Origin of the sequence: Rhizobium sp. BT-226, assembly GCF_025847085.2 — a bacterium.
GTDB lineage: Bacteria > Pseudomonadota > Alphaproteobacteria > Rhizobiales > Rhizobiaceae > Rhizobium > Rhizobium sophorae.
This window is the reverse complement of the sequence record NZ_JAOYTI010000005.1, coordinates 125,627-152,609: the sequence shown is the minus strand read 5'-3', so window position 1 is coordinate 152,609 and position 26,983 is coordinate 125,627. Positions and strand designations below refer to the sequence as shown.

Genomic DNA, 26,983 nt, shown 5'->3' with positions numbered 1-26,983 from the left:
GCCATGCTCTACCAGGCCTATCAGTTCCAGGATGACCTCATCGCGCCGCTCCGCGATCTGGCGCGGCGCCTGCAGATGTTTTCCGCGACAGCGTTCTGGAACCCCGGCGGCGAAATGGGACGGCAGTTCTCCGCCGCGATGGAGATGATTTCCCGCTTCGAGATTACTCACGAACGTCCGGATTTCGCCATCACCTCGGCCTTGATCGGCAACCGCATGGCGCCCGTCACCGTCGAGTCCGTGCTCGACCTGCCCTTCGGCACGCTGCTGCGCTTTGCAACGGACACCGATGCAAAGCGGCCGCGGGTGCTGGTCGTCGCACCGCTGTCCGGCCATTTCGCCACACTCCTGCGCGGCACGGTGCAGACCCTGCTGCGCGATCACGACGTCTATATTACCGACTGGGCGAACGCCCGCGACGTGCCGCTGTCGGCAGGGCGTTTCGGCATGGACGACTATGTCGATTATATCATGCATTTCCTGGAGGAGATCGGTCCGGGCGCTCATATCCTCGCCGTCTGCCAACCCTGCGTGCAGGCCCTGGCCGCCGTTGCCGTGATGTCGGAAGAGCGGCATCCCGCCACCCCGCGCACCATGACGCTGATGGCCGGGCCGATCGACCCGCGCGAAAGCCCGACGAAGGTCAACGAGCTTGCCGTGTCGAAATCGCTCGCCTGGTTCGAGAACTCGCTGATCACGGGCGTTCCCTGGCGTTATCGGGGCGCCGGGCGGCGGGTCTATCCCGGCTTCCTCCAGCTCGTCGCCTTCATGTCGATGAACATGCAGCGCCACCAGGACGCCCATCGCAGGCTCTACGATCATCTGGCGAAGGGCGAGACGGCCGAAGCCGGCAAGATCAAGACGTTCTACGACGAATATTTCGCCGTGCTCGACCTCACTGAAGAATTCTACATCGAAACCATCGAGCGCGTCTTCCAGAAGGCGGAACTCGCGACCGGCGACCTCACCCACCATGGCCGCAGGGTCGACCCGGGCCAGATCCGCAACACGGCGCTTTTGACCGTCGAGGGCGGCCGCGACGACATCTGCGCACTCGGCCAGACCTCGGCCGCGCACGATCTCTGTCGTGCGTTGCGCCCGCATCTGAAGCGCCATCATCTTCAGGCCAATGTCGGACATTACGGCGTCTTCAGCGGCCGCCGCTGGGAGGGGGAAATCTACCCCGTCGTGCGCAACATGATCCTGGCGATGGAATAGTGCCGGCCAAATCCGAAACGCGATGGCAGGTCTACCGATCGGCCATCACCAGGTGGCCCGGCCCGACTTCGCGATAAGACGTGCTTGCAGGCTGATAGTCGACCGGGCGCATCGGGCTCTTGATCTCGTCATTCGCCACCATCCGCTTTTCATGGCGGCGGTCGGGATCCGGCACGGGCACTGCCGCGATGAGTTTCTTCGTATAGGGATGCTGCGGATTTTCGAAGACAGCGGATCGCGGGCCGATCTCGACGATCTCGCCGAGATACATCACCGCCACGCGATGGCTGACGCGTTCGACCACCGCCATGTCGTGCGAGATGAACAGGAAAGCGAGGTTGAGGCTCTGCTGCAGATCCAGCATCAGGTTGATGACCTGCGCCTTGATCGAGACGTCAAGCGCCGAGACGCTTTCATCGGCGACGATGACCTTCGGCTGCAATGCAAGCGCGCGGGCAATGCAGATGCGCTGGCGCTGGCCGCCGGAAAATTCATGCGGATAGCGCGCGGCCATCTCCGGTAACAGGCCGACCTTCACCAAAAGATCGGCGACGATGTCCTTCGCCTGTTTCGCATTGCCCATTCTGTGTTCGAGATAGGGTTCGGCGATCGCGGCACCAACCGTCATGCGCGGATTGAGGCTGGCAAAGGGATCCTGGAAGATCATCTGCACGGATTTGCGCATCTCGCGCAGATCCTTCCTGTCGAGGCCGAGCACCTCCCTGCCCTCGACGAGAACGGAACCGGCCTGCGGCTCGATCAGCCGCATGATGGCGCGGCCGGTCGTCGATTTGCCGCAACCGGATTCGCCGACCAGCGACAGCGTCTCGCCGGCATGAAGATCGAACGAGACGTTTTCGACGGCATGCACCCGGCTGGTCAGCCGGCCGAACAGGCCGGAATGAATGTCGAAACGCTTGGTGAGGTTCTTCACCTGCAGGACCGGCGTCGCTGCCACCGTATCGGCGACCTCGGCAGGAATGTCCGATTCACCGGTTGCCGTATTGACCACGGGAAAGCGCAGCGGCCTTTGCCGGCCCTGCATCGAGCCGAGCACCGGCACGGCTGATAGTAGAGCTCTCGTGTAGGGGTGTTTGCCGCGGTGGAAGATATCGGCGGTGGCGCCGCTTTCCACCTGTTCGCCGCGATACATCACCACCGTCCGGTCGGCGATCTCGGCAACGACACCCATGTCATGGGTGATGAAGAGAACGGAGGTCCCCTCCTCGTCCTGCAGCATCTTGATGAGATCGAGGATCTGGCCCTGGATGGTGACGTCGAGCGCAGTCGTCGGCTCGTCGGCGATCAAGAGTTTCGGTCGGCTGGCGAGCGCCATGGCGATCATTACCCGCTGGCGCATGCCGCCGGAAAAACGATGCGGATATTCGCCGAAGCGCGAGGCGGCCGAGGGGATGCGGACCTTTTCCAGCAGCCTTATCGTCTCGGCTTTGGCATCGGCCCTGCTCATATCGGAATGGCAGAGCAGCGCCTCGGAAATCTGGTCACCGATGGTGAAGAGCGGATTGAGCGATGTCATCGGCTCCTGGAAGATCATCGCCACCTCGTTGCCGCGCACCTGCCGCATGGCATTTTCCGGCAAGGCCAGGAGGTCGCGTCCGCCGAGCATGACTCGGCCCTCGACACGGCTCGTATCCGCCTGCAGCAGCCGCATGATCGAGAGTGAGGTGACGCTCTTGCCCGAGCCGGATTCGCCGACGATCGCCACCGTTTCCGCCGGAGCGACGGTGAAGGAGACGTCGCGCACGACCTGTTTCCAGACGCCGTCCACCAGGAAGGATGTCGTCAGACCTTCGACGGAAAGAACGTCGGTGGTTGTCTCAATCGGTTGCGCTTGGGCAGTGGCCATGGTGGTTCCTCTTGCGACAGATGAGCGGCGGCGGATCAATCCGGCCAGCGCAGCGCACCGTCGAAGCGGTGCCTGCTGCGGTTCTCGATCGGCGTTGCGATGATCTCGTTGGAGGCGCGCGCCTTGTCGAGTTCCTGCGCCAGGCGCTCCGCGACAATCGTCTCCTCGCCCGGGTGCAGGTTGCACGGATCGAGGTAGAAATAGCGGTGCTCCACCTCATGATCGCGCACGATGATCGGCGGGCTGCCCTTGGCAAGCGCATCGGCCAGATCCCAGGCGGTGATATGCGCCTGCTCGGGATCGACGATCAGGCGCAACCGATCGAGGGGATTGTGGGTCGGATCGGGCTCGATCAGCGCAGTGAGGCCAGGGCGGCCGTCGAGCGTGCGCTTCCACAGGTTGAGATAGCCGGTCTCGCGTTCCCGGATGCCGGCATGGTCGCGGTTTTCCCAGGCTTCGAGTGCTGCCATGACGCCGAAGATGCTCTCCTTGCCGACCTTCATGCCGCGGCCGATGCCCATATTCTGCAGGAAGGCATGGCGCACCAGCTCCTTGCTGCCGGCAACGATGCCCGAGGTCGGGCCGCCGAGGAATTTGTGGCCGGAGTAAAGGGCGATATCGGCCCCCTGCTCCAGGAAAATCCTAAGATCATATTCCGAGGCCGCATCGACGATGACGGGCACGCCCTTGGCATGAGCGATCTCGACGAATTCCTTCAGGTTCAGCAGGCCGTAATCGACGACATGGTGGGAGACGACATAGACGGCGGCGGCGGTCTTGTCGGTGATGGCGTTTTCCATGTGGAAGCGATGCGTCGAGGTCGCCTGCCCGACAAGCACGACCTTGCCGCCGGCAAGCCGGATCGCCTGGTCGACCGGGGCGCCGTAACTGACGACATGACCCATCTGCACCAGCACTTCGTTCTTCTCGGGCACCACATCCGGCAGCTTCTCGATCGCCAGCAGATTGTTGCCGGTGATGGCGCCGGCAACGGCCAGCGAAATGCCGGCCGAGCAGGAGGCGGTGACGAAGCCCGCCTCGCCACCGGTCAGCCGGGCGATGACGACGCTGGCCTTACGCTGCAGGTCGTTGATCTCGACGAAGTGCGGCAGGATCGATGCCATCGCGCTGATCGCTTCGGGAACGACGATCGAGGCGCCGAGGCTGGTCATTGTGCCCGATACGTTGATGACAGGGCGAAGGCCAAGCGACGGACGGATATCAGTGGACATGGAGGTCTCCAGGAGTCTGGGTCGAAAAACGAAACATGGCGCGGTCGATCAAATGTGTCGAGCTCCCGTCAGCCATGCAAGGCGACGATCGCCTCGATCTCGACGGTGATGTTGCCGGGCAGCGAACCGAAGCCGACGGCCGAGCGGGCATGTTCGCCGGCCGGCCCGAAGACTTCAATCAGCAGATCCGAGCAGCCGTTGATGACGCTTGGATGATCCTCGAAATCAGGCACGGCATTGACCATGCCGAGCAGCTTGACCACCCGCTTGACGCGGGAGAGATCGCCGAGCGCATCCTGCATGACGGCAAGCAGGTTGATGCCGGTCAGCCGCGCATGACCGTAGGCCTCGTCGACACTGATGCCGGCGCCGACCTTGCCGGCATGCATGAAGCCGTCGGCCTCGCGCGGTCCCTGGCCGGAGAGGTAGAGCATATTGCCTTCGATCACGTGCGTGACGAAATTGGCGATCGGCGGCGGCGGCGGCGGCAGCGCAATGCCGAGGGCGGCAAGCCGTTCGTAAGGCGAGTTCTCGACCTTGCCAGCGGCGGTGGGAAACTGATTCACGCAAACTCCTGTCATGCAATTTTCGATTTGGCGAATTTCGGTTGGGCCGATGCTTGGTCGGCGGATTAAAGATCCTTGCGCAGTCTTGGATCGAGCATGTCTCTGAGGCCATCGCCGACCATCTGCAGCGACAGCACGGAGAGGATGATGGCGACACCCGGAAAAAGCGTCATCCAGTCGGCCTGGCCGATATACTGGCGGCCGGCGGCGATCATCGTTCCCCAGGTCGGGATTTCGGGGCTGACGCCGAGGCCGAGGAAAGACAGGCCGGCTTCGGCAAGCATCGCGCTGGCGAAGAGGAACGTGGCTTGCACCAGGATCGGCGACAGCAGATTGCGCAGCACATGCCGCGTCATGATGTGGAAGGTCGAAATGCCGAGCGCCCTCGCCGCCTCGACATAGGGCAGTTCGCGAATGACCAGCGTCGAAGCGCGCACGATGCGGGCAAGGCGCGGCGCATAGACGATCGACAGCGCGATGATGACAGTCGTCAACGACGGGCCGAGGGCGGCAACGAGCGCGATCGCCAACAGAATATCCGGAAACGCCATCATCGCGTCGATCAGCCGGGCGATTGGCGTATCGAGCTTCTGGAAGAAGCCGGCAAGCAGGCCGAGCGTCACGCCGATCACGGCCGACAAGGTCACGACCGCAATACCGACGAGCAGCGACAGGCGGCCGGCGAAGATGGTCCGCGAGAAGACGTCGCGGCCGAACTCGTCGGTGCCGAAGAAGAACGTGCTGCTCGGCGGCTTCAGCCGGTTGACGATGGAAAGCTTCGACGGCGAATAGGGCGCGACAACAGGCGCGAAGACCGCCAGAAGCACGAAGATCGTCAGGATCAGCAGACCCAAGGCGACCGTCTTGCGCTTCAGCAGGCGCCTGGCGAATTTGCTGCCCTCGCCTTCGACTGATTTGATTGCGATATCGGCCATCAGTAGCGCACCCTCGGATCGATCAGAAGATAGAGCATGTCGATCGCAAAATTGATCAGCACGTAGAGAGCGGCGATGACGAGCAGAGCCCCCTGGATGACGGGATAGTCGCGGCGCAGGACCGCCGAGACGACAAGATTGCCGACACCCGGCAGGCCGAAGACGGTCTCGGTGACGACGGCGCCAGATATCAGTACCGCTGCCGTCAGGCCGATCACCGTCAGGATCGGGATCAGCGCATTCTTCAGCGCGTGCTTGAGAATGACCCGGCGCTCGATCAGCCCCTTGGCGCGCGCCGTACGGATATAATCGTCGCCGAGCACATCGAGCATCGACGCGCGGGTGAAACGCAGGATCAGCGCCGAGGAGACGATGCCGAGCGCAAAAGCGGGCAGCGTCAGATGATACATCCGATCGAGAAAGGTCGAGCCCGGACCGCCATAACCCGAGACCGGGAAGAGGTTGAGCCTGACGGCGAAGAACTGCATCAGGATCAGGCCGAGCCAGAAGCTCGGAATGCTGGCGGCAAACATGGCGAGCGTCGTTGCCGCCTGGTCGATGAAGGAGCCGCGCCGATAGGCGGCATAGATGCCGATCGGCAGGGCGATGATGCTGGCAATGGCGAGCGAAAACAAAGTCAGGAAGAAGGTCGGCTCGGCCCGGTCGAGCAAGGCCGAGGTGACAGGCATGTTGAGGAAGATCGACTGGCCGAGATCACCTCTCAGCATCTGGCCGATATAATAGACATATTGCAGGCCGAGCGACTGATCGAGGCCGAGCCGGGCCCTGAGGTCGGCAATATCCTGCGGCGTCGCATCCGGCCCGAGCATGACGGCAGCCGGATCGCCCGGCGTCACGCGCACGATGACGAAGACGATCGTGACGACGAGAAACATCACGACGATCATGCCGAACAGGCGCTGGAGGATGTAGCGTATCATCCGAACGTCGCTCCTACGCTTGGTCGATGTAGCATTGTCGCGGCCGCCCAACCTCCCTCATTCCTGTGCTCGTCACAGGAATCCAGTGCGCCCAAGTCTTTGGGCGCGGGAGACTCCTCGCCTGTCGTAAATGGGTCATTCCCGGCGCAGACGCGCCGTGGCTGGACTCCTGTGACGAGCACAGGAATGAGGGAGAGAGGGGCGGCCACGAAATCACTCCATTACTTCTTGATCGAAGCATTCCAGAAATACGGCCACGGAGCCGGATCGACACCTTCAAGCTTGGTCGACTCTGCCGAAACGGCGTTGAAGTCACCGATCTTCATGAAGGGGGCGTCGGCATAGATCGCCTTCTGGACATCGGCCCAGAGCGCCACGCGCTTCTTCGGATCGACTTCCGAGGTGAAGGCATCGACGGCGGCCTTGCGGGCCGGCGTATCCCACCAGCCCGGCGAGCTGGTCGAGAGCGAGCCGATGAGAGCAGGCTCCGGCAGGAAGGGGCTATGGGTGATGTAGATATCCCATAGCTTCGGATCGGTACGGCGCTGCGTCAGCGTCGCCCAGTCGACAACCTGCATATCGACGGTGAAGCCGGCAAGCTTCAGATATTCGGCGGCGACCTGCGCCATCTTGTAGTGGAACTCATACTGGCGGCTGGTCAGGATACGAATCGGTTCACCATTGTAGCCGGCCTTCTTGGCGGCGGCAGCCGCCCCTTCCGGATCGGCGACGTTATACGCGCCCTCGACGCCGGCATCCGTCGACCAGGCAAAGGTCTTTGGATAGATGGCGCCGTCGAGCGCGTAGAAATCCGTGCTGCCGAAGGCCGCGGCCAGCATATCCTCCATGCTGAGCGCTTGACGGATCGCCTTGCGGACCTCGACATTCCCAGCAATACCTTCCTTCGTATTGAAGACGAACACCGGATAACCGAAGGGCTTCAGGATGATCGGCTGCGAGGCGGTGGAGGCCTTCAGCTTGTCGTAGGATTCGACCGGGATCGAGTCGACGTAGTCGTACTGGCCGGAAACGGCGGCCTCGACGCGGGTGTTCGGATCCGGCACCGGCACGAAGCGGATCTCATCGAGATACTGGTGGCGGGCGCCGCCATAACCATTGCTGTCGCCTTCACGCGACTTGTAGCCGTCGAAGCGGGCGAGCTGGATATACTGGTCGGCCTTGCGCTCCTTCAGCATGTAGGGACCGGTGCCGATGAAGTCTTTCATCGGCTCGTCCTGCTTTTCGGACGGGATGATGATCGCGGCCGAATTGTTGAAGGCGAGCAGCGAGGTCAGCGGCGCATAGGGCTGCTTCAGCGTGATCGTCACGGTTGCCGGATCGGCGGCGGTGACCTTGTCGATGAAGCCGGCCACCTGCTTGCCGCGCGAGGCGATCTTCATCCAGCGGCCAAGCGAAGCGACGACATCTTCCGAGGTCATGTCGGTATTGTCGTGGAACTTGATGCCGGTCCTGAGTTTGATCGTATAGGTTTTGCCGTCGGCGCTGATCTCAGGCAGGCTTTCGGCGAGCAGCGGCGTGACGTTCCAGCTCTTGTCGAAGGTGTAGAGCGTTTCGAAAATGTGCTGCGTGACGATGCCGACGAGATCGGCCGTCGACGACATCGGATCGAGCGTCGGCGGCTCGCCGATCGTCGCGACATTGATGACGCCGCCCTTTTCCTGGGCAAGGAGCGTCGAAGGCAGGGCGACGAGCGCGGTGCCGAGAAGGAATGCGACTAGTGTTTTCATGTGAGGGCTCCCGTTTAGTTCCACAATTATGTAATTCATCTTTTTGTAACAGAATAGGAGATGGATCGATCCTGTCAAGCGTGAGCGACGGATTATGCCCTCGGGGATACCCGACACGCCGGAAAAATACACAATCTTCGGCTGCGCCGGCCTGCACCACGGCCGTGCATTGTGCCAAGGTGAGTCAATCGCCCTGTGGTGAGGCTTCAACGGAACGGGAAAACAGGATGAGCATCGATTTCAACGACGGCAAATGGATGAACGAGCCGGCATACTGGCTGGCGAACGAAGCCGGCCTTACCCTGACCACCGATGAGAAAACCGATTTCTGGCGGGAGACCCATTACGGCTTCACCCGCGACAGCGGCCATTTCCTCGGCTTTCCCACAGCCGACAGTTTTACAGCGCAGATCCGCGTTCAGGGCGCATTCCGCACGCTCTATGACCAGGCTGGCCTGATGGTGCGCATCGACGAGAAATGCTGGGTGAAAACAGGCGTCGAGTTCACCGACGGCGAAGCCTTCCTCAGCACCGTCGTCACCGACGGCAAGTCCGACTGGTCCGTGGCACAGCCCTTCAAGGAATTGGAGGATTTCCGCATCCGCGTCACCGTTGCAAACGGAGCGATGCGCATCCAGGCTTCGCGTGATGGCAGCTTCTGGCCGCTGCTGCGGCTCGCCCCCTTCCCGGCAGCAGCACACTACGAGGTCGGACCCACGGCCTGCACGCCGGAGCGCAGCGGCCTGACTGTCCGCTTTTCCGAATTCTGGATCGGCCCGGCGATCACCAAGGATCTGCATGATTTGAGCTAGAAGAGCGACCTTTCGCGCCTCTACCGCAAGAACAAGATCAAATGACTGCGAGTGCAGCGCAGCACACTTGACAAAGACAAGCTGCCTGTATTTTACTCAGGCCTGCGGAATAGGCAGAAGGCCAGCCCGCATTGACATGACTCCGATAGTCTCTGGGCAGTTTCGCCCCATGACGCCTCATCGCTCGATGGGACCAGCGTCGTGGGGTTTTTGATGTGGTCACTTCATGAATGACGCGCTGAAAATCGGCATCCTCTTTTCGACCACCGGGCCCTACGGCTCGATGGGCCGCGACGCGCGCGACGGTGCCGATTTCGCGATGGCCGAATATGCCGGCGTCGAAGGGCTGGCGATCGAGCCCGTCTTCTTCGACCCGCATGCCGATCTTGCCGCCTATCTCGACGGCGCGCGCCATCTTCTGCGCGCCGGCTGCCGCCATATCGTCGGCACGATCACGTCTGCGGCGCGCAAGGAAGTCATCCCGCTGGTCGAGAAACATGACGGCCTGCTCTGGTACATGTGCCCCTATGAAGGCTTCGAGGCCAACGAGAACGTCATCTATGTCGGCGGCTGCCCGAACCAGCATCTGCTGCCGCTGTTCGAGCACCTGATCCCGCGTTACGGCGCAAGGCCCTATCTCGTCGGCGCCAACTATGTCTGGGGCTGGGAGATGAACCGGCTCGCCCGCGAACTCATTACCAATGCCGGCGGCGAGGTGCTTGGCGAACGCTATCTTCCGCTCGAGGAAACCGCCGTCGAGCGCATCGTCGCCGAGATCGCGCAGCGCCGCCCGAGTTTTATCCTCAACAATCTGATCGGCCCCTCGAGCTACGCCTTCCTGGAGGCGATCAAGGCCCTCGGTGATCGCGACCCTGCCTTTCGCCCGGAAAACTGCCCGGTGGTCAGCTGCGACCTGATGGAATGCGAGCTCGACGATATCGCCACAGGTGCTGCCGCCGGCCAGCTTTGCGCCGCTTCCTATTTCGACAGTATCGCGACCGCCGAAAATGCCGCCTTCAAGGCCCGTGTCACTGAGCGTCACGGCGCCGAGCGGCGTGTCTCCAGCGTCTTTGCCAGCGCTTATACTGCCGTCCGGCTCTGCGTCGACGCGATCGTCGCTGCCGGCGGTGACGATCCCGACGCCGTCCGGCGCGAGCTCTACAATAGATCCTGGCCGACCCCGTTCGGCGCGCTGGCGATCGACCGCGAGACCAATCATGCCGCCCTGCCCTTCCATCTCGGCCGGATCAACGCCGACAACGGCTTCGATGTCGTCGCCTCGCGGCCGCCGCTCGCCGCCGACCCCTATCTGACCGGCCGCAACCGGCAGGCCTATCCGCGGCTGAGGGTGGTGTCATGAGAGAGACACCCAATTTCACCGGCTGGCAGGCGACGGTCCTGCATCGCGAGGACGGCAACACCGAAAGGCTGATCCGTCAGCTTCGCCTGCTCGGCATCCACGCAACGCTGCAATGGGCGCCGCTTTCGGCCGCGGTGCTGCCTGATCTCGTCATCGTCGATGCCGACCAAGGCTGGGACGAGCTGCTGCCCTGGAACGGCGAAACGCCTGCCTGCCCCGTTGTCGCCTTGCTTGGTTCGGAAGCGCCCGGCCGCATCGCCTGGGCGCTCGGACAGGGCGCCGGCGCGATCATCGCAAAGCCGATCGCCACCTCGGCCGTCTATCCGGCGCTTGTCATGGCCGTCTCCATTCATCGGGAGCGCAAGACGACTGCGGAAAAGCTGCAATATCTCGAAGAGCGCGTCCGGCTGCGGCCGCTCGTTCACGCCGCCGTCGAAAAGCTTCAGGCCGCACACGGCATCGACGAGGAGAGCGCTTACGCAATCCTACGCAATTGCGCCATGCGCCGCCGCCTGCCGATGGAGCAGATATCAGCCTTCATCCTGGCGGGCGCGGAACCCCTGCCGGAGGCGGGCTGATGCATGTGCTGAAACAGATGATCCGCCAGCCGACCGCCCTCTTCGGCCTGATCGTCGTCACGCTTGTCATCGCGCTCGCCATCGCAGCGCCGTGGATCGCGCCGTTCAGCCCCGACGAGCAGATGTTTGACGGCCTGTCGCTCGAAGGCGCGCCGCTGCCGCCGGGCGGTCCCTATCTGCTGGGCACCGACACGCTCGGCCGCGACCTCTTCTCCCGCCTGCTCTTCGGCGCCCGCACCTCGCTAATCATCGGCCTTGTCGCCAATGGCATCGCGGTGGCGATCGGCCTCTTCGTCGGCATCGTTGCCGGTTATCTCCGCGGACTGCCGGCCAACATCCTGATGCGCTTCACCGATCTGATGATGGCCTTTCCGGCGCTGCTGCTCGCCATCGTGCTCGCCGCATTGCTGAAGCCGAGTCTCTGGATCGTCGCCATGGTGATTGCACTGGTCAACTGGGTGCAGGTCGCCCGCATCGTCTATACCGAAACTCGCGGGCTGGTGGAGCGCGATTTCATCATGGCGGAGCGCTCGCTCGGCGCTGGCCATATGCGCGTGCTCTTCATGCATATCCTGCCGCATCTCATGCCGACGGCAATCGTCTGGGGAACTCTCGGCATCGCCACCACCGTGCTGCTCGAGGCCACGCTTTCCTTTCTCGGCGTCGGCGTCCAGCCGCCACAGCCCTCCTGGGGCAACATCATCTTCGAGAGCCAAAGCTATTTCCAGGCCGCCCCCTGGCTGGTCTTCATTCCCGGCGCGATCATCCTCCTGACGGCGCTTTCCTTCAATCTGGTCGGCGACGCGCTGCGCGACATTCTCGACCCGACCCAGCGCGGGAGGGGCTGATGGCGTCACTCATGCTCCGCAGGTTGGCGCAGGCGGCTCTCATCCTACTCGGGGTCGCGGCAATCACTTTCGTGCTGCTCTATGCCCTTCCGGCCGATCCGGCCCGCATGATCGCCGGCCGCAGTGCCACCGCCCAGACAGTCGCCAACATCCGCCATGAGCTCGGCCTCGACCAGCCGCTGCTGGTCCAGTTCGGCACCTATCTGGGCAATCTGCTGCACGGCAATCTCGGCCGCTCCTATGCGCAGAAAACCGATGTCTGGACGCTAATCGCCGCACGGCTGCCGGCGACGCTGACGCTGATGCTTGCCGGCATCTTCGTCGAGGTGGTGCTCGGCCTGACACTCGGCACCATCGCCGCCGTGCGCCGCGGCGGCTTCATCGACCGGCTGGTGATGATGGCCTCCTTTGTCGGCACTTCCGCACCGCAGTTCCTCGTCGCCCTGCTGCTGCTCTATCTGCTGGCGGCAACGCTCGGCTGGTTTCCGATGAGCGGCTATGGCAGCTTCTCGCATCTCGTCCTGCCTGCTGTAACACTCGGTATCTGCGGCGCCGGCTGGTACGCCCGCATGGTGCGCTCGTCGATGATCGACGTGCTGAATCAGGATTATGTCCGCACGGCGCGCGCCAAGGGCCTTTCCTCGAAGCGCGTCATCCTGCGGCATGCGCTGCCCAACGCCGTGCTGCCCATCATCGCCATGATCGGCATCGATATCGGCCAGTTCATGGGCGGCGTGGTCGTGGTCGAGGCGGTCTACGGCTGGCCCGGCATCGGCCAGCTCGCCTGGCAGGCGATCCAGCAGGTCGACATTCCGATCATCATGGGCGTCACCCTGACCTCGGCGCTTGCCATCATCATCGGCAATCTGCTTGCCGACCTCGTCGCGCCGGTCATCGACCCGCGCATCCGCACACGCTGACAGCAACCAAAGAAGGGGAACCAAGATGTTCAAACGCTGGCTGCAACAGACGACCATGGCAACGATGGTGGCGCTCGCGCCATTGTCCGTCATGGCGCAGGAAACGCCCAAGCAGGGTGGCGATATCGTCGTCACCTACAAGGACGACATCACCACGCTCGACCCGGCGATCGGCTACGACTGGGTCAACTGGTCGATGATCAAGAGCCTCTATTCCCGCCTGATGGACTACGCTCCCGGCACGCCGAACCCGGTTCCCTCGCTTGCCGAAAGCTTCACCGTTTCGCCCGACGGCTTGACCTATACTTTCAAGCTGCACAAGGGCGTGAAGTTTTCGAACGGCCGTGAGGTCATCGCCTCCGACGTGAAATATTCGATCGAACGCGCCGTCGACCCGAAGACGCAAGGCCCCGGCGCCGGCTTCTTCGGCGCCATCAAGGGCTTCGAGGATGAAACCGGCGGCAAGACGACGACGCTCTCCGGCATCGAGACGCCGGACGACAGCACCGTCATCTTCAATCTCTCGCGCCCAGACGCCACCTTCCTGCACGTGCTTGCCATCAACTTCGCCTCGGTCGTGCCGAAGGAAGCCGTCGAGGCGGCCGCCGGCGACTTCGGCAAGAAGCCGGTCGGCTCCGGCACCTTCATCCTGAAGGATTGGACGATCGGCCAGCAGCTCGTTTTCGAACGCAACAAGGATTATTTCGTCAAGGGTGTTCCCTATATCGACAGCTTCAAGGTCGAGGTCGGCCAGGAGCCGCTGGTGGCGCTCTTGCGCCTGCAGAAGGGCGAGGTCGATATTGCCGGCGACGGCATTCCGCCGGCGAAGTTCCTCGAAATCAAGAATTCGGCCGACGGCGCGCAGATGATCGTCGACGGCGAACAGCTGCACACCGGCTACATCACGCTGAACACCAAGGTGAAGCCCTTCGATAACGTCAAGGTTCGCCAGGCGCTGAACATGGCGATCAACAAGGAGCGCATCACCCGCATCCTCAACGGCCGCGCAACGCCTGCCAACCAGCCGCTACCGCCGCTGATGCCGGGTTACGACAAGTCCTTCACCGGCTATGCCTATGATGTGGCGAAAGCCAAGGCGCTGCTTGCCGAAGCCGGTTATCCCGACGGCTTCGAAACCGTGCTCTACTCCACCAACACCGACCCGCAGCCGCGTATCGCCCAGGCGATCCAGCAGGATCTGGCCGCTGTCGGCGTCAAGGCCGAAGTCCGGGCGCTCGCCCAGGCAAACGTCATCTCGGCCGGCGGCACGGAAGGCGAAGCGCCGATGATCTGGTCGGGCGGCATGGCCTGGATCGCCGACTTCCCGGATCCGTCCAACTTCTACGGCCCGATCCTCGGTTGTGCCGGCGCGGTTCCGGGCGGCTGGAACTGGTCGTGGTACTGCAACGCCGATCTCGACAAGCGCGCCGTTGCCGCCGACTCCATGTCCGATCCGGCAAAATCAGCCGAGCGCGCCGCCGCCTGGGGCAAGATCTTCACCGATATCATGGCCGATGCGCCGTGGATCCCTGTCATCAACGAACGCCGCGTCGTCGCCAAGTCGCTGCGCATGGGCGGTGCTGACAACATCTACATCGATCCGACCCGCGTCATCAATTACGACGCGATCTACGTGAAGCAATAAGCCCTGAAGAAACAAAGCCTTCCCGGTCCACGCGGGGAAGGCATCATAAAATCGAGGGAGACATGACATGTGCATCGCTTGCACTCACACCATTCACCGCGCCCAGCATAATTTCGGCTGGAACAAGGATTTCGCCCCCGCGGTCGTCGCCAAGCCCGGAGAGACGATCCACTTCGAATGCATGGATTCATCGGGTGGCCAGCTCGGAAGCGACGCCACCCTGGAAACGCTGAACGCGCTCGATTTCGGCAAGATCAACCCGGTCTCCGGCCCGGTCTATATCGAAGGCGCCAAGCCCGGCGATGCGCTGAAGGTGACGCTGCGCAAGTTCATTCCCTCGGGCGTCGGCTGGACGGCCAATATTCCGGGCTTCGGCCTGCTTGCCGACCAGTTCAAGGATCCGGCCCTGCATGTCTGGTCCTATGACGCGACCAGCATGGTGCCCGCCCTTTACGGCCCGGGCGGCCGCGTGCCGCTGAAGCCTTTTGCCGGCACGATCGGTGTCGCACCAGCCGAGCCCGGCACCCACTCCGTCGTCCCCCCACGTCGCGTCGGCGGCAACATGGACATCCGCGACCTGACGGCGGGGGTGACGCTCTATCTGCCCGTCGAGGTCGACGGCGCGCTGTTTTCGATCGGGGATACCCATGCCGCCCAGGGCGATGGCGAAGTCTGCGGCACGGCGATCGAAAGCCAGATGAACGTCGAAGCGACGATCGAGCTCGTCAAGGACGCCAAGCTGCAGACGCCGCGCTTCACCACGACCGAACCGGTGACCCGCCACCTCGACGGCGCCGGCTACGAGGTGACGACAGGCATCGGCCCTGACCTGATGACCGGCGCACGCGAAAGCGTCATGCGGATGATCGATCTTCTCGGCGCCGAACACGGCATGAGCGCCGTCGATGCCTATCTGCTCTGCTCGGTCTGCGGCGATCTCCGCATCAGCGAGATCGTCGACCAGCCGAACTGGGTGGTCTCCTTCTACTTCCCGAGGATCGTGTTCGCGTGAACGAAGCCATGCCCGCCGCAGCACCGGTGCTCAGCCTTCGCAAGCTGAGCGTCGATGCCCGCACCCCCGAAGGCCGCAAGCCGGTGCTCCAGGATGTCAGCTTCGAGCTTGCAAGCGGCGAAACGCTCTGCATTGCCGGCGAATCCGGCTCCGGCAAGTCGGTCACCTCGTTGTCGATCATGGGGCTCTTGCCGAAAGCCTCGCTGCGGGTCGCCTCCGGCAGCGTGCTGCTTGGCGAGCGCGACCTGCTCAAGCTTTCCGACCGGGCGATGCGCAGCGTGCGCGGCGGCGATATCGCCATGGTGTTCCAGGAGCCGATGACCTCGCTGAACCCGGTCATGTCGGTCGGCAACCAGCTGACGGAGGCAATCCGCGCGCACCAGGGCAGCGAGAATGCCGAGGCGGTGGCGCTGAAGATGCTCGACGCCGTGCAGATCACCGAGCCGGCCCGGCGGTTGAAGCAATATCCGCACGAGCTGTCCGGCGGCATGCGCCAGCGGGTAATGATCGCCATGGCGCTCTCCTGCCGGCCGAAGGTGCTGATCGCCGACGAGCCGACGACGGCACTCGACGTCACCGTGCAGGCGCAGATCCTCAGGCTGATGCGCGAGTTGAAGCGCGAATTCGGCGCCTCGATCATCCTCATTACCCACGACATGGGCGTCGTCGCCGAAATGGCCGATCGCGTCGTCATCATGCAGAATGGCAGGATCGTCGAGCAGGGAACGGCGCTCGCCATCTTCCAGCGGCCGAAGGAGGCCTATACGCAGCAATTGCTGGCCGCCGTCCCGCGGCTCGGCGCGCTTGCCGGCACCGACCGTCCGCCGCGCATCACCCAGCGCGCCGTCGAGACGCTGCATCCGGACCGCACGCCGGTGCTGAATGTGCGCGACCTCACCGTCACCTATGGCAACGCCGCAAGCCGGTTTTTCAAGGGCAAGCCGCCAGTTGCAGCCGTCGATGGCGTTTCCTTGGATATCTTGCCGGGTGAAACGCTCGGCCTCGTCGGCGAAAGCGGCTCCGGCAAATCGACGACGGGCAAGGCCGTGCTCGGTCTCATCCCCTTCAAGGGCAATGTCCTGATCGACGGCCGCAATATTGCCGGCCTCAGCCAGCGCGAGATGCGGCCCGTGCGCCGCTCGGCGCAGATGATCTTCCAGGATCCCTATGCCTCGCTCGACCCGCGCATGGCCGTCGGCAAAGCGATCGGCGAACCGATGGTCATTCACGGCATCAGCAACCATAGTGAACGGCAGGACCGCGTCGCCGAACTGCTGCGCCGGGTCGGCCTGACGCCTGATGCGGCAACGCGCTATCCGCACGAATTTTCAGGCGGCCAGCGCCAGCGCATCTGCATCGCCCGAGCGCTGGCACTGGAGCCGAAGCTGATCGTCGCCGACGAGAGCGTCGCAGCGCTTGACGTCTCCGTCCGTGCCCGGGTGCTCGACCTGCTGCTCGAACTGCAGGAAACGATGGGGCTCGCCTATCTCTTCATCTCCCACGACATGGCCGTCGTCGAGCGCATGTCCCACAACGTCGCCGTCATGCGCGCCGGCCGCATTATCGAAACCGGCACGCGGCGGGATATCTTCGAGAACCCGAGGAATGACTACACCCACGCGCTGATCGCCGCGGTTCCGATCCCCGATCCGGAGGTCTATCGCGGCAAGGAAGTGCATGCGTGACTGAAGGACTGAGACATGACTAAAATGTCGCGAAGGAGGATGTCGGCGGCGGTTGGCCAGATCGTCGGCTGATCGCCTTTCTCAAATCGTCGACAATCGTTGCGCCGCGTCGATCATTTTCGGGATGACATCACCTCCGTTCTCTGCGAAAAGAATCGCGATGAGAGACAGGGGCGTTCGTCGACAGACGGGCTGAGAAGCACCCTTCGAACCTGAACCGGATAATGCCGGCGGAGGGAGTCGCTCGGGGCCGCGGCACTGCCCGCACGAACCGCCCCGTGCCCGCCCCCGCCTGAAAGGGGCCATATGCAGACCAGGACCACACCAGGAGCTATGCTGAAGGCGATGCGCGAGAAGCCGCCGCTCGTTCAGTGCATCACCAATTACGTCGCCATGAACATCGCCGCAAATGTGCTGCTTGCCGCCGGCGCCTCCCCCGCCATGGTGCATGCCGCTGAAGAAGCCGGCGAATTCGCCGGGATCGCCAGTGCTGTGACAATCAATATCGGCACGCTGTCGACGCAATGGATCGACGGCATGCAGGCGGCGGCGAAGGCTGCGACGTCAACCGGCAAGCCCTGGGTGCTCGATCCCGTCGCGCATTATGCGACGGCTTTCCGCCGCAATGCGGTCGCCGATCTCCTAGCGCTGCGTCCGACCATCATCCGCGGCAACGCTTCCGAAATCATCGCGCTGGCCGGCGGAGAGAGCCGCGGCCAGGGCGTCGACAGCCGCGACCCGGTCGAGCAGGCGGAAAGTTCGGCGCGATGGCTCGCCGAGCGTCAGCGAGCGGTGGTTGCCGTTACCGGCGCCGTGGATTTCGTCACCGACGGCGAGCGGGCCGTGCGCATCGAAGGCGGATCAGCTCTGATGCCTCAAGTCACCGCGCTCGGCTGCTCGCTCACCTGCCTCGTCGGCGCCTTTGCCGCGACGGCACCAGAGGATATCTTCGGCGCGACGATCGCAGCACTTGCAACCTTCGCCATCGCCGGCGAGGAGGCCGCCCTTGGGGCGGCCGGGCCTGGGTCCTTCTCCTGGCGCTTCCTCGATGCGCTGGCTGCGCTCGACGCCGAAACGCTTGACGCCAGGGCAAGGATATCAGCCGCATGAAGGCTTTCGACCTTTCGCTCTATCTCGTCCTCGACCCCGATCTCTGCGCCGGGATCGGCATGGTGGAGACCGCACGCCTTGCCGTTGCCGGCGGCGCGACCATGGTGCAGCTGCGCGACAAACATGCCGGCACCATCAGGATGATCGAGACCGGCCGCGCCTTGAAACAGGCGCTGGATGGGACCGGCGCCCTCCTCATCATCAACGATGATGTCGAGGCGGCAATCGCCATCGGCGCCGACGGCCTGCATATCGGCCAGGAGGATATGGATGCGCGCAAAGCGCGGGCGATGGTCGGTGCCGAGATGATCCTCGGCCTGTCGGTCGAGAGCGAGGTGCTTGCTAACGCCGTCGATCCTGATCTCATCAATTACACCGGCGTCGGGCCGGTGTTTGCGACACCGACCAAGGCCGATCACAAGCAGCCGATCGGCTTTGACGGCCTTGCAAGGCTGGTAAAGGCCTCGCCGGTGCCATCGGTCGCGATCGGCGGGCTCAAGGTGGATCATGTCGCCGAGGTGTTTGCCGCAGGCGCCAGGGGGCTTGCCGTCGTCTCCGCCATCTGCGGCACGCCGGATCCCGAAGCGGCCACGCGCCGCATCGCCGCAGAAATCCGAAAGGCTCGCGCATGATCCGCAACGTTCTCTCGATCGCCGGCTCCGATCCCTCCGGCGGCGCCGGCATCCAGGCCGATCTCAAGGCCTTTTCCGCCCGCGGCGTCTACGGCATGGCGGTGCTGACCGCGCTGACGGCGCAGAACACGCAAGGGGTCAGCGGCGTGCATCTGGTGCCGCCGCAATTCGTCGCCGACCAGATCAATGCCGTCTTTGCCGATGTCCGCGTCGATGCCGTCAAGATCGGCATGATCGCCAATGCCGGCATCGCCGACGCTGTTGCCGGCGCGCTGGCTGACCACCGCGACATTCCGATCGTCATCGACCCTGTCATGATCGCCAAGGGTGGTGCCGCCCTGCTCGCGCCCGAAGCGGTCGACGTGCTGACCCGCCGGCTGCTGCCGCTTGCCACGCTTCTGACCCCGAACCTGCCCGAAGCCGCCGCCCTGCTGCATCAGCCGGTCGCGACAAACCGGGCTGAGATGGCGGCCCAGGCCGAGCGCCTGCGGGCGCTTGGCCCGGCCGCAGTGCTGGTCAAGGGCGGCCATCTCGACAGCGACGAGAGCCCTGACGTGCTTGCCACGGCCGCCGGCCTGCACTGGTTCGAAGCCAGGCGCGTGCCGACCAAGAACACCCACGGCACCGGCTGCACGCTCTCCAGCGCGCTGGCGGCCGAGCTCGCCAAGGGCGCCTCGGCGCAGGAAGCCGTCGCCATCGCCAAGGATTATCTCGCCGGCGCGGTCGCGGCTGCCGAACACCTCGCCGTCGGCTCCGGCCACGGCCCGGTGCAGCATTTTCATGCGCTTTGGAAAGAGGGCGAATAGGCGCTCGCTCAACCAATACTCCGCCAATCGAAACGGCCCGGCCTTTCCGGGCCGTTTTTGCGTTCGGCACCTACTTTGCGTTGAAACCCTGGGACAGCGGCAGGTCGCGCCTTTGGCCGTTTGAAAAACCTTGTTGACAAGCCCAGCCAGATGGCCAAGTCTATGACACTAAAAGGGGATATGTTCCGCAATAACGGAATAACTGGAGGAGTGACAGGTGCCAGACCTGCTTGTGAGCCTATATTCCACTGAGCTCGCCGATCTGAAACGCAAAGCCGACGACGCCGGCGTCTTCATCCGTCCGGCCCTGCCCCCGGAACTGCATCTTATCGTCAGCTGGGTTCGCGAACGGTTCAGCGAGAACTGGGCGAGCGAAGTCGCGGTCGCCTTCTCCCGCCAGCCCGTTGCCTGCCTGATCGCCGTCGAAAGCGGCAAGCTGCTCGGCTTTGCCTGCTACGACACGACGGCGCGCGGCTTCTTCGGCCCGACCGGCGTCGACCCCGACGCACGCGGCAAGGGCATCGGGCTCGCCCTCTTTTCCGCCTGCCTTGAGACCATGAAGACGCTCGGCCACGCCTATGCCTTCATCGGCGATGCCGGGCCGGTCGATTTCTACGCCAAGACTGCAGGCGCAACCATCATCCCCGCCCCCGACAAGGGCATCTACGAAGGCATGCTGAGAAGCACGCCGAAATGATCATCTGATACCGGAGCACCAGAATTGTCCTCGACCCCGCTCGCCCTTTTCGTCGGCCTTCCGAATCCCACCATTTCGGATGACGAATTCGCCCTCTTTCGCGAAACCAATCCGCTCGGCCTTTTCGTCGGCCGGCGCAATCAGCGCGAGCCGGAGCAGACAAGGCGGCTGATCGAGCGCTTCCGCGAAGCCGTCGGCCGCGACGGCGCGCCTGTCTTCACCGACCAGGAAGGCGGCCGCGTTCAGCATCTCGATGCCGGCCCCTGGCCGCTCTTCCGCAGTTTCGGCCAGTTCGCCGAACTTGCACGCCGCGATTTCGATCTCGGCAAAAAAGCACTGCGCCTTTCCTCCCAGGCCATGGGCGCGATGATGACGGAACTCGGCCTTTCCAGCGGCTGCTCACCCGTTCTCGACCTCGTCTTCGAGACGACGAGCGCGGTCATCGGCGCCCGTTCCTTCGGCCCTGATCCCGATTTCATCGCTGCCCTCGGCCGCGAGGTGGTCGATGGCCTGCTCGAGACCGGCAACATGCCTGTCATCAAGCACATTCCCGGCCATGGCCGCGCAACGCTCGATTCCCACAAGGAGCGTCCGGTGGTCGACGCCAGCCGCGAGACGCTTACCGCCACCGATTTCAAGCCCTTCGTGGCGCTGAAGGATACACCCTGGGCGATGGTCGCCCATGTCGTCTACTCGGCCTATGACGCGGAGTTGCCGGCGTCCGTCTCGCCGATCATGCACGACGTGATCCGCAACGACATGGGTTATGACGGGGTGCTGATTTCCGACTGCATTTTCATGGAGTCGCTTTCCGGCACCCTGCCCGAACGCGTCAAACAGGTGCTCGACGCAGGTTTCGACATCGCGCTCCACAGCCACGGCGACATCCCGGAAAGCGAAGCCGCCGCCAAGGCCGCCCGTCCGCTGACGGAAGCCGCGCTGCAGCGGATCGCTGCCGGCAAGGCCCGCCTCGGCAATCTCAAGATCGATGTCCGCGCCGCCCATGCGCAAGTCGAAGACATGTTTGCAAGCGCGCTGGTCTCCTGACCGGCCCATCATCTCTCACCGCATAAGAAAAGGGGAATAAACATGAAAAAATATCTTCTTGCCGCCGCACTAACACTGCTTTCGGGTTCTGCCATGGCGCAGACGGTCCTCACAGTGAATATCGAACCGGCGACGACCTGGGTTCGCAACTTCAACCCGTTCAACCAGACCTCGTCGCGCCAGTCGACACTCGACTTCATCTACGAGCCGCTGGTCGTCTTCAACCGCTTCGACAGCAACAAGCCGGTCTATCGCCTGGCCGAAAGCTTCAAACTCTCCGACGACCTGAAGAGCATCGATTTCAAGCTGCGCCCGAACCTGAAATGGTCTGATGGCAAGCCGCTGACCGCAGCCGACGTCAAGTTCACCTATGACTACCTGAAGAAATTTCCGGCGCTCGACTTCGTCAGCATCTGGACCTTCATCACCGATGTCCAGGCCGTTGACGGCCAGACGGTGCGCTTCACGCTCGCCAATCCGAGCTCGCTCGCCGCCGAGCAGATCTCGCAATTGCCGATCGTTCCCGAACATGTCTGGAAGGATGTCGCTGATCCCGTCACCTTCGCCAACGAAACCCCGGTCGGCAGCGGCCCGTTGACGGAAGTGCCGCGCTTCACCGGCCAGACCTACGACCAGTGCCGTAACCCGAACTACTGGGACAACGAGCACCTGAAGGTCGATTGCATGCGCTTCCCGCAGCTTGCCGACAACAACCAGATGCTGACGGCAACGGCCGACGGCACGCTCGACTGGGGCGTCTCCTTCATTCCCGACATCGACAATGTCTATGTTTCCAAGGATCCGGCGCATTTCCACTACTGGTATTCGCCAAGCAGCATGGTCGCCTTCCTGTTCAACCTGGAAACGGCGAACGAGAACAACAAGAAGGCCTTCAACGACCTGAAGTTCCGCCGTGCCGTCTCGATGGCGCTCGACCGCAAGACGATGATCGACGTCGCCGGCTACGGCTATCCGACGCTGAACGAGGACCCCGGCCTGATGGGCGAGCTCTACAAGAGCTGGGCGGACCCGTCCGTCAAGGCCGACTTCGGCAAGTTCGCAACCTATGATGCCGATGCCGCCAAGGCCGTGCTCGACGAGGCGGGTTACAAGGACAAGGATGGCGACGGCTTCCGCGATAATCCCGACGGCACCAAGATCTCCTTCTCGATCATCGTCCCCAGCGCCTGGACCGACTGGATCGACACCGTCAACCTCGCCGTCGAGGGCATGCAGGCGGTCGGCATCGACGCCAAGATCGAAACGCCTGAGGAAGCCGTCTGGACCGGCAACCTCATCAACGGCACCTTCGATGCGGCGATCAACAGCCTGCCGGCATCGGCCTCGCCCTATTATCCCTACAAGCGCGCCTTCAGCGCCTCGGACAAGGGCAAGACCCGCTTCACCGCGCAGCGCTGGTTCAACCCGGAGGTCGAGAAACTCGTCACCGAGTTCACCCATACCGCCGATCTTGCCAAGCAGAAGGACGCGATGAACAAGGCGCAGCGCATCGTCGCTGAAAATCTGCCGATGATTCCCGTCTTCAACAATCCGAACTGGTATCAGTACAACACCAAGCGCTTCACCGGCTGGTCGACCAAGGAAAACCCCTTCGTCAATCCGTCGATCTCGCGGACCAATCCTGCACGCCTGCTGAATCTGCTCGCTCTCGAGCCGGTCAAGTAAGCATCGCAATCCTCGGGAGCGGCGTAAAGCGCCGCTCCGTCACGACGGAGTCCCTATGGCTTTCCTGCTTCGCCGCCTCGTCTTCTACATGGCAGCCTTCATCGCGGCAGCGACGATCAATTTCTTCCTGCCCCGTCTGATGCCGGGCGATCCCGTGCAGATCATGTTTTCAAGTGCCGGCACCGAATTGCCGCCGGAAAGCCTGCAGGCGCTGAAGCTCACCTTCGGCTTCGTCGACGGTCCGCTCTGGCAGCAATACCTCACCTATCTCGGCAGCATCTTCACCGGCGATCTCGGCCGCTCGATCAAATATTTTCCGCTGCCGGTCACCTCGGTGCTCGGCCATGCGCTCGTCTGGACCGTGGGCCTGATGGGCACGGCGACGATCGTGAGCTTTGCGCTTGGCACCTTCCTCGGCATCGTCGCCGCCTGGCGCCGCGGCAGCAAGTTCGACGTCATCGTCTCCGTCGGCGCGATCTTCGCGACCTCGGTACCGGCCGTCGTCACCTCGCTGATCGTGCTCTTCATCTTCGGCTTCACGCTCGGCTGGTTTCCGAACGGTTATGCCGCCGACCCATCGCTCGATCCGGCCTTCAGCCTGCAATATATCGGCAGCCTCGCCTATCACGGCATCCTGCCGATGGTGACGCTCTGCACCGTGCTGATCGGTGGCTTCACCGTCACCATGCGCAACAACATGATCAACCTGCTCGGCGAGGACTATATCGTCATGGCCCGCGCCAAGGGCCTTTCGGACCGGCATGTGATGCTCTGGTACGCGGCGCGCAACGCCCTGCTGCCGACCGTCTCCAGTCTTGCCATCGCCATCGGCACCATCCTCGGCGGCTCGCTGGTGACGGAGGTCGTCTATAACTATCCAGGCCTCGGCAACATTCTCTACCAGGCGATACTCGCCCGCGATTACCCCGTCATCCAGGGCCAGCTCCTCATCATGACCGCAACCATGCTGATCGCCAACTTTATCGTCGACGTCAGCTATGTGCTGCTCGATCCCAGGCTGAAGGGAGCGTGATATGAAGACCCTGCTTCGAAACCGCAAGGCGCTGGTCGGCCTCGTCATCATCGCCTTCATCGTCCTCGTCGCGATCGCAGCGCCGCTGCTGACGCAGTACGATCCCGCCGCCCGCACCGGGCGGCCGCATCAAGCGCCATCACTCGACCATATCCTCGGTACGACCCGCATCGGCCAGGATGTCTTCGCCCGGTTGATCTACGGCGCCCGTACTTCGCTTGCCGTCGGCTTCGGCGCCGGCCTGCTGATCACGCTTGTCGGCACCGCACTCGGCATCATCTCCGGTTATCGCGGCGGCAAGACCGACGAGATCATCAGCTTCTTCACCAACATGGTGCTGGTCGTTCCGAACCTGCCGCTGCTCTTGGTGCTCGCCGCCTTCCTCGGCCAGGCAAGCCCCCTCGTCATCGCCCTCATCCTCGGCGCCACGTCCTGGGCCTGGGGCGCACGCGTCACCCGTGCCGAAACGCTCTCCGTCAAGCAGAAGGATTTCGTCAAATCGGCCGAGATGATGGGGGAGCCGCAATGGCGCATCATGACATTCGAGATCTTTCCCAACGTGATTTCAATCGTCGGCATCAATTTCATCGGCAGCGTCATCTTCGCTATTATCACCGAGGCGACACTGGAATTCCTCGGCCTCGGCGATCCGAGAGCGATCTCCTGGGGCACCATGCTCTACAATGCGCAGAAGGCCTCGGCCCTTTCGGTCGGCGCCTGGTGGGACATTCTCACCCCCTGCTTCGCACTCGCCTTCCTCGGTATCGGCATGTCGCTCTTGAATTTTGCCGTCGACGAAATCGCCAATCCGCGGCTGCGCACCGGCAATCATCTGAAGCGCTGGTCCCTGCTCGTCCGGTCCGGGGAGGGCCGCCTGTGACGCAGCCGCTGCTCTCGGTGAGGAACCTCACCATCGACTATATCGGCGAGGAGAAGGATTTCCGCGCCGTCAGCGATGTCAGCTTCGATGTCGCGCCCGGCGAAGTCTTCGGCCTTGCCGGCGAATCCGGCTGCGGTAAGAGCACCATCGCTTTTGCCATCAGCCGCCTACACAAGCCGCCGGCGCTGATCCGCAAGGAGAGCCGCATCCTGCTCGACGGCCGCGACGTGCTCGGCCTCGACCGGCAGGCGCTCAGTGCGTTTCGCTGGCGCGAGGTCGCCATGGTCTTCCAGAGCGCCATGAACTCGCTGAACCCGGTGCTGCGCGTCGAAACGCAATTCTACGACATGCTGCGGACCCACAAAGGCATGAGCCGCGCGAAAGCCCGCGAGCGCACCGCCGAGATGCTGACGCTCGTCGACATCGCGCCGGATCGCATGCGCGACTACCCGCACCAGTTTTCCGGCGGCATGCGCCAGCGCATCGTCATCGCCATCTGCATGGCGCTCGATCCGAAGCTCGTCGTCATGGACGAGCCGACGACGGCGCTCGACGTCGTCGTCCAGCGCGAGATATTGCAGCGCATCAACGAATTGCGCCGCAGCTTCGGCTTCTCCGTGCTGTTCATCACCCATGATCTCGGGCTGATGGTGCAATTCTGCGACCGCATCGGCATCATGCTATCAGGCCAGCTGGTGGAGCAAAACACGGCCGAGGCGATCTACAGGACGCCCAAGCACGACTACACGAAAAAGCTCTGGGCCTCCTTCCCCTCGCTGCATGGAGGAGTGCTGTTATGAGCAATACCGTCCTCGCCCTCGACAAGGTGACGAAGACCTTCGGCCACGGCCCATCAGCCGTGCATGCGGCCCGCGCCATCTCGTTTTCGCTGTATGCCGGCCGGGCGCTGGCGCTCGTTGGCGAATCCGGCAGCGGCAAGACCACTTGCGCCCGCATGGCGATGCGCGAATATCTGCCGACGTCGGGCCGGATTCTCTACAAGGGCCGGCCTGTCGAGGCGGCAAAATCCGCCGAGATCGCCCGCTACCGCCGCTCGGTGCAGATGATCTTCCAGGACCCTTTCGCTTCCCTCAACCCGGCCCACACCATCGCCCATCATCTCCGGCGGCCGCTGAAGCTGCATCGCCCGGAGATCAAAGGGGCCGAGATCGACGTCGCGGTCCGCGAACTGCTGCAGCGTGTCAGGCTCGATCCCGATCTCGTCGCGACGAAATATCCGCATGAGCTTTCCGGCGGCCAGCGCCAGCGCGTCAACATCGCGCGCGCCCTGGCCGTCAAGCCGGAGGTGATCGTCGCCGACGAGCCGACCTCGATGCTCGACGTCTCCGTGCGCCTCGGCGTGCTGAACCTCTTGAACGAGATGAAGCAGGAGATGAATCTCGGCCTGCTCTATATCACCCATGACATCGCCACCGCCCGCTATGTCGCCGAGGATATCGCCGTGATGTATGCCGGACAGATCGTCGAATGGGGCAGCGTCGCCAAGGTGATCGACAATCCGCTGCATCCCTATACCCGTCTGCTGCTCTCGGCCGTGCCTGATCCGGAGGTCCGGTTCGACGACCCGAAGGCCCGCCTGAGACCGGACGAGGTGGAGGATATCCGCCGCCGTTCGGCCGTGCCGCAGGACGACATCGTCGAATTCGAGCAGGATCATTTCATGCGGATGATCTGAGGCCACCTTGCTGGCCTCATCTAGCGCCC

At 63.3% G+C, this 26,983-nt stretch carries 25 protein-coding genes and 1 riboswitch; of the genes, 19 read left to right on the top strand and 6 right to left on the bottom strand.

Features of this window, described 5'->3' with window-relative positions; translation table 11 throughout:
* Window positions 1-3: 3 nt before the first annotated feature.
* Window positions 4-1,218: a polyhydroxyalkanoate depolymerase gene (locus tag OIU37_RS27770; RefSeq protein WP_171604838.1), complete on the top strand. Its 1,215-nt coding sequence runs from the start codon at window positions 4-6 to the stop codon at window positions 1,216-1,218.
* A 31-nt stretch (window positions 1,219-1,249) separates the two neighbouring features.
* Here OIU37_RS27770 and OIU37_RS27765 read toward each other — a convergent pair whose 3' ends face one another.
* From OIU37_RS27765 to OIU37_RS27740, 6 genes are all read right to left on the bottom strand, one after another.
* Window positions 1,250-3,085: an ABC transporter ATP-binding protein gene (locus OIU37_RS27765; RefSeq protein ID WP_240605197.1), complete on the bottom strand. Its 1,836-nt coding sequence runs from the start codon at window positions 3,083-3,085 to the stop codon at window positions 1,250-1,252.
* Between the two features lie 35 nt (window positions 3,086-3,120).
* Window positions 3,121-4,317 (bottom strand): aminotransferase class V-fold PLP-dependent enzyme, encoded by a 1,197-nt coding sequence (locus tag OIU37_RS27760; RefSeq protein ID WP_240605198.1) that lies wholly within the window; start codon window positions 4,315-4,317, stop codon window positions 3,121-3,123.
* A 68-nt stretch (window positions 4,318-4,385) separates the two neighbouring features.
* On the bottom strand, window positions 4,386-4,898 hold the full coding sequence (locus OIU37_RS27755; RefSeq protein WP_240605199.1) for a RidA family protein: 513 nt from the start codon (window positions 4,896-4,898) through the stop codon (window positions 4,386-4,388).
* A gap of 50 nt (window positions 4,899-4,948) precedes the next feature.
* Window positions 4,949-5,818 carry an ABC transporter permease gene (locus tag OIU37_RS27750; protein WP_240605200.1) on the bottom strand — a complete coding sequence of 290 codons (870 nt, stop codon included), beginning with the start codon at window positions 5,816-5,818 and terminating at the stop codon, window positions 4,949-4,951.
* Window positions 5,818-6,759 (bottom strand): ABC transporter permease, encoded by a 942-nt coding sequence (locus OIU37_RS27745; protein ID WP_003553764.1) that lies wholly within the window; start codon window positions 6,757-6,759, stop codon window positions 5,818-5,820. Before OIU37_RS27745 ends, OIU37_RS27750 begins: the two co-directional genes overlap by 1 nt.
* A gap of 221 nt (window positions 6,760-6,980) precedes the next feature.
* Window positions 6,981-8,507 carry an ABC transporter substrate-binding protein gene (locus OIU37_RS27740; RefSeq protein ID WP_264259288.1) on the bottom strand — a complete coding sequence of 509 codons (1,527 nt, stop codon included), beginning with the start codon at window positions 8,505-8,507 and terminating at the stop codon, window positions 6,981-6,983.
* Window positions 8,508-8,734: 227 nt separating this feature from the next.
* Here OIU37_RS27740 and OIU37_RS27735 point away from each other — a divergent pair, with 227 nt between their 5' ends.
* The 18 genes from OIU37_RS27735 (at window position 8,735) to OIU37_RS27650 (ending at window position 26,954) form a co-directional block, all read left to right on the top strand.
* The gene (locus tag OIU37_RS27735; protein WP_264259287.1) at window positions 8,735-9,319 is read left to right on the top strand and encodes a DUF1349 domain-containing protein; all 585 of its coding nucleotides are present in this window, start codon (window positions 8,735-8,737) and stop codon (window positions 9,317-9,319) included.
* Between the two features lie 226 nt (window positions 9,320-9,545).
* The gene (locus OIU37_RS27730; protein ID WP_264259286.1) at window positions 9,546-10,679 is read left to right on the top strand and encodes a transporter substrate-binding domain-containing protein; all 1,134 of its coding nucleotides are present in this window, start codon (window positions 9,546-9,548) and stop codon (window positions 10,677-10,679) included.
* Window positions 10,676-11,257: an ANTAR domain-containing response regulator gene (locus tag OIU37_RS27725; protein WP_264259285.1), complete on the top strand. Its 582-nt coding sequence runs from the start codon at window positions 10,676-10,678 to the stop codon at window positions 11,255-11,257. Before OIU37_RS27730 ends, OIU37_RS27725 begins: the two co-directional genes overlap by 4 nt.
* Complete coding sequence (locus OIU37_RS27720; RefSeq protein ID WP_264259284.1) at window positions 11,257-12,105, top strand: ABC transporter permease; 849 nt, start codon at window positions 11,257-11,259, stop codon at window positions 12,103-12,105. The genes OIU37_RS27725 and OIU37_RS27720 overlap by 1 nt, the downstream gene beginning before the upstream one ends.
* Window positions 12,105-13,025, top strand: a complete 921-nt coding sequence (locus OIU37_RS27715) for an ABC transporter permease (RefSeq protein WP_027690185.1) — start codon at window positions 12,105-12,107, stop codon at window positions 13,023-13,025. Before OIU37_RS27720 ends, OIU37_RS27715 begins: the two co-directional genes overlap by 1 nt.
* A 25-nt stretch (window positions 13,026-13,050) precedes the next feature.
* Entirely contained in the window at window positions 13,051-14,670 is a 1,620-nt protein-coding gene (locus OIU37_RS27710; RefSeq protein ID WP_264259283.1) for an ABC transporter substrate-binding protein, read from the top strand.
* A 67-nt stretch (window positions 14,671-14,737) separates the two neighbouring features.
* Window positions 14,738-15,682 carry an acetamidase/formamidase family protein gene (locus tag OIU37_RS27705; RefSeq protein WP_064246609.1) on the top strand — a complete coding sequence of 315 codons (945 nt, stop codon included), beginning with the start codon at window positions 14,738-14,740 and terminating at the stop codon, window positions 15,680-15,682.
* Window positions 15,679-17,367, top strand: coding sequence for an ABC transporter ATP-binding protein (locus tag OIU37_RS27700; RefSeq protein ID WP_264259282.1), 1,689 nt, complete (start codon window positions 15,679-15,681; stop codon window positions 17,365-17,367). The genes OIU37_RS27705 and OIU37_RS27700 overlap by 4 nt, the downstream gene beginning before the upstream one ends.
* Before the next feature lie 159 nt (window positions 17,368-17,526).
* Window positions 17,527-17,623, top strand: a riboswitch (TPP riboswitch).
* A 50-nt stretch (window positions 17,624-17,673) separates the two neighbouring features.
* Entirely contained in the window at window positions 17,674-18,477 is an 804-nt protein-coding gene (gene thiM / locus OIU37_RS27695; protein WP_264259281.1) for a hydroxyethylthiazole kinase, read from the top strand.
* A complete protein-coding gene (gene thiE, locus OIU37_RS27690; protein ID WP_264259280.1) occupies window positions 18,474-19,109 on the top strand; it encodes a thiamine phosphate synthase in 636 nt (211 codons plus the stop codon). The genes thiM and thiE overlap by 4 nt, the downstream gene beginning before the upstream one ends.
* Window positions 19,106-19,915 carry a bifunctional hydroxymethylpyrimidine kinase/phosphomethylpyrimidine kinase gene (thiD, locus tag OIU37_RS27685; protein WP_264259279.1) on the top strand — a complete coding sequence of 270 codons (810 nt, stop codon included), beginning with the start codon at window positions 19,106-19,108 and terminating at the stop codon, window positions 19,913-19,915. The genes thiE and thiD overlap by 4 nt, the downstream gene beginning before the upstream one ends.
* Before the next feature lie 217 nt (window positions 19,916-20,132).
* On the top strand, window positions 20,133-20,612 hold the full coding sequence (locus tag OIU37_RS27680) for a GNAT family N-acetyltransferase (RefSeq protein ID WP_264259278.1): 480 nt from the start codon (window positions 20,133-20,135) through the stop codon (window positions 20,610-20,612).
* A 24-nt stretch (window positions 20,613-20,636) separates the two neighbouring features.
* Complete coding sequence (locus OIU37_RS27675) at window positions 20,637-21,659, top strand: glycoside hydrolase family 3 N-terminal domain-containing protein (protein ID WP_240605359.1); 1,023 nt, start codon at window positions 20,637-20,639, stop codon at window positions 21,657-21,659.
* A 42-nt stretch (window positions 21,660-21,701) separates the two neighbouring features.
* Window positions 21,702-23,345: an ABC transporter substrate-binding protein gene (locus tag OIU37_RS27670; RefSeq protein WP_264259277.1), complete on the top strand. Its 1,644-nt coding sequence runs from the start codon at window positions 21,702-21,704 to the stop codon at window positions 23,343-23,345.
* A gap of 55 nt (window positions 23,346-23,400) precedes the next feature.
* A complete protein-coding gene (locus OIU37_RS27665) occupies window positions 23,401-24,378 on the top strand; it encodes an ABC transporter permease (RefSeq protein ID WP_130704444.1) in 978 nt (325 codons plus the stop codon).
* Between the two features lies 1 nt (window position 24,379).
* Window positions 24,380-25,258 carry an ABC transporter permease gene (locus tag OIU37_RS27660; protein ID WP_264259276.1) on the top strand — a complete coding sequence of 293 codons (879 nt, stop codon included), beginning with the start codon at window positions 24,380-24,382 and terminating at the stop codon, window positions 25,256-25,258.
* On the top strand, window positions 25,255-26,058 hold the full coding sequence (locus OIU37_RS27655; RefSeq protein ID WP_264259275.1) for an ABC transporter ATP-binding protein: 804 nt from the start codon (window positions 25,255-25,257) through the stop codon (window positions 26,056-26,058). The genes OIU37_RS27660 and OIU37_RS27655 overlap by 4 nt, the downstream gene beginning before the upstream one ends.
* Window positions 26,055-26,954, top strand: a complete 900-nt coding sequence (locus OIU37_RS27650) for an ABC transporter ATP-binding protein (RefSeq protein ID WP_264259274.1) — start codon at window positions 26,055-26,057, stop codon at window positions 26,952-26,954. Before OIU37_RS27655 ends, OIU37_RS27650 begins: the two co-directional genes overlap by 4 nt.
* Window positions 26,955-26,983 lie beyond the last annotated feature (29 nt).